This is a genomic window from Dyadobacter sp. (genome assembly GCF_051859145.1).
In the GTDB taxonomy this organism is placed as follows: Bacteria; Bacteroidota; Bacteroidia; order Cytophagales; family Spirosomataceae; genus Dyadobacter.
This window is the reverse complement of record NZ_JBHYGF010000204.1, coordinates 1-7,553: the sequence shown is the minus strand read 5'-3', so window position 1 is coordinate 7,553 and position 7,553 is coordinate 1. Positions and strand designations below refer to the sequence as shown.

The 7,553-nt window shown below is 46.8% G+C and carries 9 protein-coding genes; 3 read left to right on the top strand and 6 right to left on the bottom strand.

The genetic code is table 11. The features are described 5' to 3' along the window. Nucleotides 1–835, top strand: an 835-nt coding sequence (locus ACTIE6_RS13015; protein ID WP_439557053.1) for a RagB/SusD family nutrient uptake outer membrane protein, incomplete at its 5' end; no start/stop codon positions are given. 141 nt (nt 836–976) lie between these two features. On the opposite strand, the gene ACTIE6_RS13010 is transcribed toward ACTIE6_RS13015, so the two are convergent. From ACTIE6_RS13010 to ACTIE6_RS12985, 6 genes are all read right to left on the bottom strand, one after another. Continuing rightward, complete coding sequence (locus ACTIE6_RS13010) at nt 977–1,267, bottom strand: helix-turn-helix transcriptional regulator (protein ID WP_439557052.1); 291 nt, start codon at nt 1,265–1,267, stop codon at nt 977–979. Then, a complete protein-coding gene (locus tag ACTIE6_RS13005) occupies nt 1,245–1,613 on the bottom strand; it encodes a type II toxin-antitoxin system RelE/ParE family toxin (protein WP_439557051.1) in 369 nt (122 codons plus the stop codon). The genes ACTIE6_RS13010 and ACTIE6_RS13005 overlap by 23 nt, the downstream gene beginning before the upstream one ends. An 84-nt stretch (nt 1,614–1,697) precedes the next feature. Beyond that, a complete protein-coding gene (locus ACTIE6_RS13000) occupies nt 1,698–2,699 on the bottom strand; it encodes an aldo/keto reductase (RefSeq protein WP_439557050.1) in 1,002 nt (333 codons plus the stop codon). An 88-nt stretch (nt 2,700–2,787) separates the two neighbouring features. Continuing rightward, nucleotides 2,788–3,675, bottom strand: a complete 888-nt coding sequence (locus tag ACTIE6_RS12995) for a helix-turn-helix domain-containing protein (RefSeq protein ID WP_439557049.1) — start codon at nt 3,673–3,675, stop codon at nt 2,788–2,790. A gap of 321 nt (nt 3,676–3,996) precedes the next feature. After that, nucleotides 3,997–4,167 (bottom strand): hypothetical protein, encoded by a 171-nt coding sequence (locus ACTIE6_RS12990; protein WP_439557048.1) that lies wholly within the window; start codon nt 4,165–4,167, stop codon nt 3,997–3,999. 57 nt (nt 4,168–4,224) lie between these two features. Beyond that, nucleotides 4,225–5,256, bottom strand: coding sequence for a LacI family DNA-binding transcriptional regulator (locus ACTIE6_RS12985; RefSeq protein ID WP_439557047.1), 1,032 nt, complete (start codon nt 5,254–5,256; stop codon nt 4,225–4,227). Between the two features lie 125 nt (nt 5,257–5,381). On the opposite strand from ACTIE6_RS12985, the gene iolB reads away from it, so the two are divergent. Continuing rightward, entirely contained in the window at nt 5,382–6,242 is an 861-nt protein-coding gene (gene iolB / locus ACTIE6_RS12980) for a 5-deoxy-glucuronate isomerase (RefSeq protein WP_439557046.1), read from the top strand. A gap of 189 nt (nt 6,243–6,431) precedes the next feature. After that, a complete protein-coding gene (gene iolC, locus ACTIE6_RS12975) occupies nt 6,432–7,439 on the top strand; it encodes a 5-dehydro-2-deoxygluconokinase (RefSeq protein ID WP_439557045.1) in 1,008 nt (335 codons plus the stop codon). The last annotated feature ends 114 nt before the right edge of the window (nt 7,440–7,553 follow it).

The following is a 7,553-nucleotide window of genomic DNA, read 5'->3' as shown; positions in this document are numbered from 1 at the left end:
CAATCGGATGGCGTATTTCTCAATCTCCGGCGATCAGTTTCCATTGGCTGAATTTCCTGGTGCAAATGGTACCGATGGGCCGGGTATTACGTCAGACTTTTACCAGTCGTGGGTACAGGCTTACGGCGCAGTTGACCCAAGCCGCGATCCCCGCTTTTACAAGCAGAATATGTCCATTTACACCAATGCGGCAGATACCTGCGTAAATGATGCCGATTACAAGATCAACCGCGGTATCCTGCGCGGTCAGCAGTATGGCGCACTTCGTGTGAACGGCGCATTCCTTCGCTGCCCAGACGGGAAACTGAAAGTAGGCAAGCTGACTTATCTCACGCGCAACCGGCCCGACCTTCCGGTAAGTTTTTCAGAGCTGATCAATTTCAGTGCGGCAGGAAGCAACTACAATACAGGATACCGCGTGGCCAAGTATGAATTCAGCAGCAAGTCCAACACGGGCAGGAACAAAGGCGAAGCGGACATTGTGATTGTGCGCCTTGCGGACGTTTACCTGATGCGGGCCGAAGCGAAGCTGCGCAAAGGAGATGCAGCAAACGCATTGACGGACGTGAACCTGGTACGCGCATCCCGCACGGCCACCATGGCACCGCCTGCATTGACAAGTATAAACCTTGACCTGCTGTTCCGTGAAAGAGGATTTGAATTCTACTGGGAAATGCTGCGCCGTACAGATATGATCCGTTTTGGAAAATACGAAGGCAAATGGGCCGAGAAAACCAACAACGACGTCCGCAAACGCATTTTCCCAATCCCGCAAACCGCCATCGACGGCGCCTCTAACCTGCCAGGATACCTGGTTCAGAATGAAGGGTATTGATATTTTCTAAAAGCTGCATATATAATAATGCGCTCCGGCCTCGCCCAGCATGATATTTCATGTTAGGCAAAGCCGGAGCGCATTAATATTTAACGATGGTCTCGCCATTGTCACGTTGAGCGCAGTCGAAACGCTGTTACATTATAGACTGATCTCTATTCGCACCTTTCCACCTAAACCTTTCTCGACAATCTCGTAAAGCGTTCTGAGATTCAGGTTGCTGCCATCATTTTCGATTCTCGATATAAACTCCCGTTTTTTATCAACAATGGTTGCAAGCTGTGATTGGGTAAGATTTCGTTCTTCACGGGCCTTCCTCAAAAGCAGTCCTACTTTAAAGCTTTCAAATTCACGCTCTAAATTATCCCGGCGCTCAGTGCCTGCGGCGCCATAAACATCATCTTTGATTTTAGCCCAGCTTTTTGTTTCCATTTGATATACGTTTAGCTTCCCGATACTCTTCCATCAATTTTACAGCCCTGCTTATCTCCGACCTGGGAGTCTTTTGCGATTGTTTCTGAAAGCCTGTGAGCAAAATCACTAGTCTGTCATTTTCGAAAAAACAAAACACCCGCCAGATATCTGAACCAAGCTTAATGCGTATTTCGTACAAGCCATTGGTATTTTGAATTGATTTCAAATAACTTGACGGGACCCTTTGCAAAGTTTCGACTGCCTCAATGATCTTGAATATTTTATTCTGAACCTTTAAAGTTTGAGCATGTAGAAACTCTTCAAAATAATGCCGGTAAGCACTAACCTCTCTTACTTTCGCCATCACAAAGGTAATTTTAAAGTTACTATTTTAAAATCAGACACCTTTATTAGACGCACGAATTATCAATTGGTCACATAGATCAAATCATTTGTCCACCCATTGCATTTGCGAAGCTTCGTACCGGGTACCTGCTGTGACGCCCACAGGCACGATTGATTCCAGTTTTTGCTTCTCTTCGGCAGTAAGTACCACTTCGGCTGCGGCTGCGTTTTCTTCGATGTACCTGATCCTTTTTGTACCGGGGATTGCGACGATGTCATTTGCGAAAACCCAGGCAAGCGCCAGTTGGGAAGGCGTGATACCCTTGCTCGCAGCCATTGATTCTATTTCTTTCAGCAGATCGAGGTTTTTGTAAAAATTCTCTCCCTGGTAACGCGGTATCCCTCTTCTGAAATCATTTTCTTCAAAATCGTCCGGGCTTTTGATCTGCCCCGTGATGAAGCCTCTTCCGAGCGGAGAATAAGCCACAAAGCCGACGCCCAGCTCTCTTGTCGCATTCAGCACGCCATTTACTTCGGGCTCTCTTTCGAATAGCGAATATTCCGTCTGAACCGCAGTTACCGGATGGATTGCGTGTGCTTTGCGAAGCGTTTCTGCTGACACCTCAGATAGTCCGATGTACTTCACTTTTCCAGCCTGAACCAGCTCCGACATTGCGCCTACCGTATCTTCAATGGGTGTGTTAGGATCGAGGCGGTGGAGGTAATACAGGTCCACGTAATCTGTTCCCAGGTTTTTTAATGACCTGTCAATTGCCTTTTTCACGTAGTCGGGCTTTCCGTTAAAACCCCAGGTAAGCTGCTCATTGTCATCCACTTCAAACCCAAATTTCGTAGCCACGATATACTTGTCGCGGTTTCCGTGAATCGCCTTTGCTACCAGCCGCTCATTCAGCAGTGGTCCGTACAAATCAGCTGTGTCGAGGAAATTAATACCGAGCTCCAATGCGCGGTGGATGGTGGCGATTGACTCTTTTTCGTCTGCCTGTCCGTATATATTCCCGCCTGCGATGGTGGTCATTCCCATGCAGCCGAGTCCCTGCACGGGCACTTGTAAGCCCTGACTTCCTAATTGTGTCGTTTTCATGTGCTTGCTATTTGTTTTTTAGTAAGCACAAATGTAGAGCCGGATCAGGCCAAGCCTGCTAAGACTTTCAAAGCGATTATTACACTTTTCAAAGTGTTTTCCGGATAGCAAGCGGCGTAGTACCTGCGTGTCTTTTGAAGAAATTGTTAAAGTAGGACGCATATTCAAATCCCAGACTGAATGCAATTTCTGCAACACTCCAGTCTGTGTGGGTGAGCAGAGATTTTGCTTCTGCCAAGATCCGCTCATTGATATGCGCCGTGGTTGACTTACCGGTAACTTCCTGCACCGCCGCATTGAGGTGGTTCACGTGCACCGAAAGCTGACTGGCATACTCGCTTGCTTTTTTAAGGGCGATACTGTGTTGCGGCGACTCGACCGGAAACTGTTTTTCGAGCAGCGTCAGGAATAGTTTGCTGATCCGCGCTGCTGCATTGGGCGGGTTGAAATACGCCACAGCAGGTTGCATTTTAATCGCCTCGTGAATAATGAGATTCACATGATTTCTGAGCAAATCATATTTATAAACATAGTCACTCTCCATTTCCTGGCACATTCGCTGGAAAATTCCGCGCAGGTAGCTTACCTGATTATCGTCTAAAAAGTACACCGGTTCACCGCCGGGCTTGAACAAAACAGATTCCTGAAAACTTTCCATTCTATTTCCCGCCCTCAGGAATTCCTGTGTAAACACGCAAAAGAAACAGTCAAACTGGGGCTTGGTCGCTTCCCAGGAATAAGGTACCAGCGGATTGGTAAATACCAGCGCCGATCGGTCGATCACGATCCCGCGATTGGCGTAGAGTAATTGACTATCACCTTCAATAATGAGAGATATCTTATAAAAATTCCTGCGATTGTAGGATTCCAGATTACAGCTTTGTTCATTGGCACCGGATACTCTGAATTGTGTTTTTTCAGTAGCGACACCTTGAACCTGCGCCCTTTCATTTGAAACTTGTAATGTATGCAGCATTCACGAAGTTAAGGATTTCAAAGGAGAACACCAGGATCAATTACCAGTGGATTAATTTCGAAGGAATGAATTCGCAAATGATCAACTCTACCTCAGATTCAATGAAGACAATGGTGTACTTTCTCTTGTATGAAATGCATTTATAGCCCAACAGTGCTCGCTTGGGTTCTTAGCAAGTACTGTATGTCCGAACCTTGACTGCCATTTGCTCAATAAAATCGTAGGCTTCATCAGAAAAGCGCTCAGCTGTTACTACCATACCTTTTGATTCTATGAACCAGGCAATTTCAGCAATGTTGTCAGCCACAGATTGACGGATCTTTATTTCTCTGCTCCCCATTCATTAATTTTCTTGCGGCTGTACGCCCTGGCTTCTGTAATGGAAAGTGTCTTTTCAGGCCTCCATTTTAGCGCCGCTGTTTTTTGTAACTCCTGAAAATTCTTTTCAGAAACCAACACATATTTTTTGTTATCAATTACTAATTCTGTCATGATCTTGGCTGTTTGTTAGACAATATACCAATTATACAAACAACTTTCATTTAACAATCAAATGCGCAAAGTAGATTCCCTGATGACCAGCTCCGACGGCAGTACAATGCTTTCGTGGGAAAAATCTCCAGAACCATTTACCTGGTTGAGGAACAATCTGGAAGCTTCCATTCCGATTTTACGGCCCGGTCGGCTGACGGTGGTTAAGGAAGGAAATGTGTAAGCGGAAATAGGTGAGTTGTCAAAGCCCACTAATCCTACTTCCTGCGGTATTTTGAGATCTTTGTCTTTCACAACCCGCATTGCGCCGATTGCCACCTGGTCATTGACCCCGAAGATCGCATCCGGCGGGACAGCCATTTCAAGCAGCCGTTTGGTAGGGAGAATGGCGCTTTCAACTTTGAAGTTGGTATTGATAATCAGCTCGTCGAGTACAGGCATTTCGTATTTTTTCAGACAGTCCACATAGCCTTTTAACCGCTGCTCGGAAACAGTTAATCCATTTGGTCCCTTTAAATGGGCGATTTTTTTGTAGCCGATATTGATCAAATGTTCCACCGCGGCAAAAGCACCGTGGTAGTCGTCGACCGTAGCGCGGCTGGTTTCAAAATCCTCATATTCCCTGTCGATGAAAATCAGCGGTGTTTTGCGCTGGATCACACTTTCCAGATGCTCGTAATAGCCCGAATCGTAAGTTTCCTGGGATACTGACAGGAAAATTCCTTCGGTACGGTTGGACAAAAGTTTGGCCAGGTATTCCTTTTCCAGCAGGTAATTTTCATTGGTAACACAGATATTGAGCGTGTAACCCAGCGGCTGTAATACCGTATGCAGACCTTCTATCACTGCGGTTTCATAGTAGTTACTGATCGTCGGCACCACCACGCCGAGCGAGGCAGTCTTCTTATTCAACAAGCTGAGCGACACTTCATTCCGCTGGTAACCTACTTCCCGGGCATATTCCTGTATGTTTTTCCGGGTGTCTTCATTGATCGCCGGATGGTCGTTCAAAGCCCTGGAAACGGTCGACGGAGAGCATCGGAAGCGACGTGCAATATCTTTAATGGTAACGGGTCGGGAGGAATTCATTTGTCGAATTAGAGCGATTGATTCTTTAAAATTTTTTCAAACGTTTGCATTCAGTATTAACATATTTACATTTTGTACTTAATTTATACAACACTATCATTGTGCAAATCTATCCGATTACCGCAATGAGTGACCTACTGATTAAGCCTGAAAATGCAAAAACCTACCATTCGCTGACAGCAGAGCAGGCTGGGTGGAGCTATTTGAACTTTGAAGCTAAAATACTGGATGCAAATGAAGAAATCTCTGGCAACACAGGCGAATACGAATATTGTTTTGTGCTGTTAGGCGGGAATTTCAAGGTAGAAGCGGCGGGGCGAACCTGGGAAACAGGCAATGGGAGAAAAAATGTTTTCAGCGGAATTGGTCACGCGATGTACCTCTCCCGCAACACCGATTTCGTACTCACCGCGCAGGCGGCCAACACAGATATCGCCATTTGTAAAGTCCGCTCGGACGAAGACCACCCTCCGCGCATGAAGCGCCCGGAAGAAGCGGCGATCGAGTACCGTGGTGGTGACAATGCGAACCGGCAGATCAACAGCTTGCTGGAACCCGGCTTCGACTGCCACAAGATCGTTTGCGTGGAAGTATATACGCCTTCTGGCAATTGGAGCTCATTTCCTGCACACAAGCACGATGAGAGAAAGATGGCGGCCGACGGAACTTTGCTGGAGGCCAACCTGGAAGAGATTTATTTCTATAAAATCGACAAGCCGCAGGGCTACGCCATTCAGCAGGTTTATACAGAAGACCGTTCGCTCGACGAGATTATCCGCGTAAAACACAACGAAGCAGTACTGGTTCCAAAAGGCTATCACCCGGTAGTAGCAGGCCACGGCTACAATGTATATTATCTCAATTTCCTCGCCGGCAGCGACCAGTCACTCGCCAACACCTCTGACCCCGATCACGACTGGATTTACGGAACCTGGAAAGGACAAGATCCAAGATTGCCGATTGTGACGGCGGAAATGAATGGATAGCGTCAGCTTTCGGCAGTCAGCTTTTAGCTTTTAGCTTTTAGCTTTTGACTGTAAATCTCAGGTTTTATCCCGAACAACAAGTAACTGCCAATGACAATACTTGCCCACAAGTGACAATCATTGACTATAAACAGCTTCCAACACTTAACCTAACACTGCCGACGGCCGATTGCCGAAAGCCGAATGCCAATGAAAACCCACGATCTCCTTACCCTCGGCCGCTCTTCTATTGATTTGTATTCGGCCAATGTGGGCAGTCCCTTTGAAAAGATCGAAGCATTTAATGCATTTGTAGGCGGCTGTCCGCTGAATATCGCTACGGGAAGTCAGCGGCTTGGTCTTAAAACTGCCATTCTCACCGGTATCGGTAATGATCAGGTGGGCAATTTTATTAAACACTTTCTGACAGAAGAAGGTATCTCCACAGACTGGATGCCTGTGATTGAAGGAACGCGCAGCTCTGCCGTAGTTTTAGGAATTGAGCCGCCCGACCGATTCCCGCTGGTTTACTACCGCGAAAATTGTGCGGATATCAACCTGAACATTGACCACGTTGCCGCCATTCCATTTGAAAATTTCAAAGCAGCTGCCTTTTCAGGCACCGCATTCAGCAAAGACCCAAGCCGGACAGCGATGTTTTATGCATTGGAACTCGCGAAAAAGAACAATGTAACGCGTTTACTGGATATCGATTTCCGTGCCGATCAGTGGTTTGATCCCCGTGCATTTGGCGTAACACTACGCGCCGCATTGCCGAGCTTCAATATTGTGGTAGGAACGGAAGAAGAGATACTAGCCACATTCCTGACTGACAAAGAACAGCTGCTGATCAAGCATCAGCAAATTTCGGCACCCGAAATCAGGGGTAATATTGAGAATGGAATCAGTGAGATCCTGGCTTCCGGAGTGGAAACTTTGGTTGTCAAACGGGGTAAAGACGGCGCCTCTATTTTCCAGCCTGGCAAAGAAGAAGTAAAAGTACCTGGCTTTCCTGTAGACGTTCTAAATGTATTGGGAGCCGGAGACGCATTTTGCGCAGGTTTTTCCTACGGATTATTAAATGATTGGGATTTGTACAAAAGCGTAAGAATGGGCAACGCCTGCGGCGCAATCATCGTGACCAGAGAGGGCTGCGCCAACTTCATGCCAACTTTTCAGGAAGTAATGGACTTCACGGATTCATACGGAGGATTGTAGGAGGAGGAAAGGGACGAAAGGGAGGATGGAGGAAGGGGTGTCACGTCCTGAAATAGGTTGACCTTAACCACAGGGAGATTTATGCAGCATGACCGTCCGAAAGTAGTGAAGTAC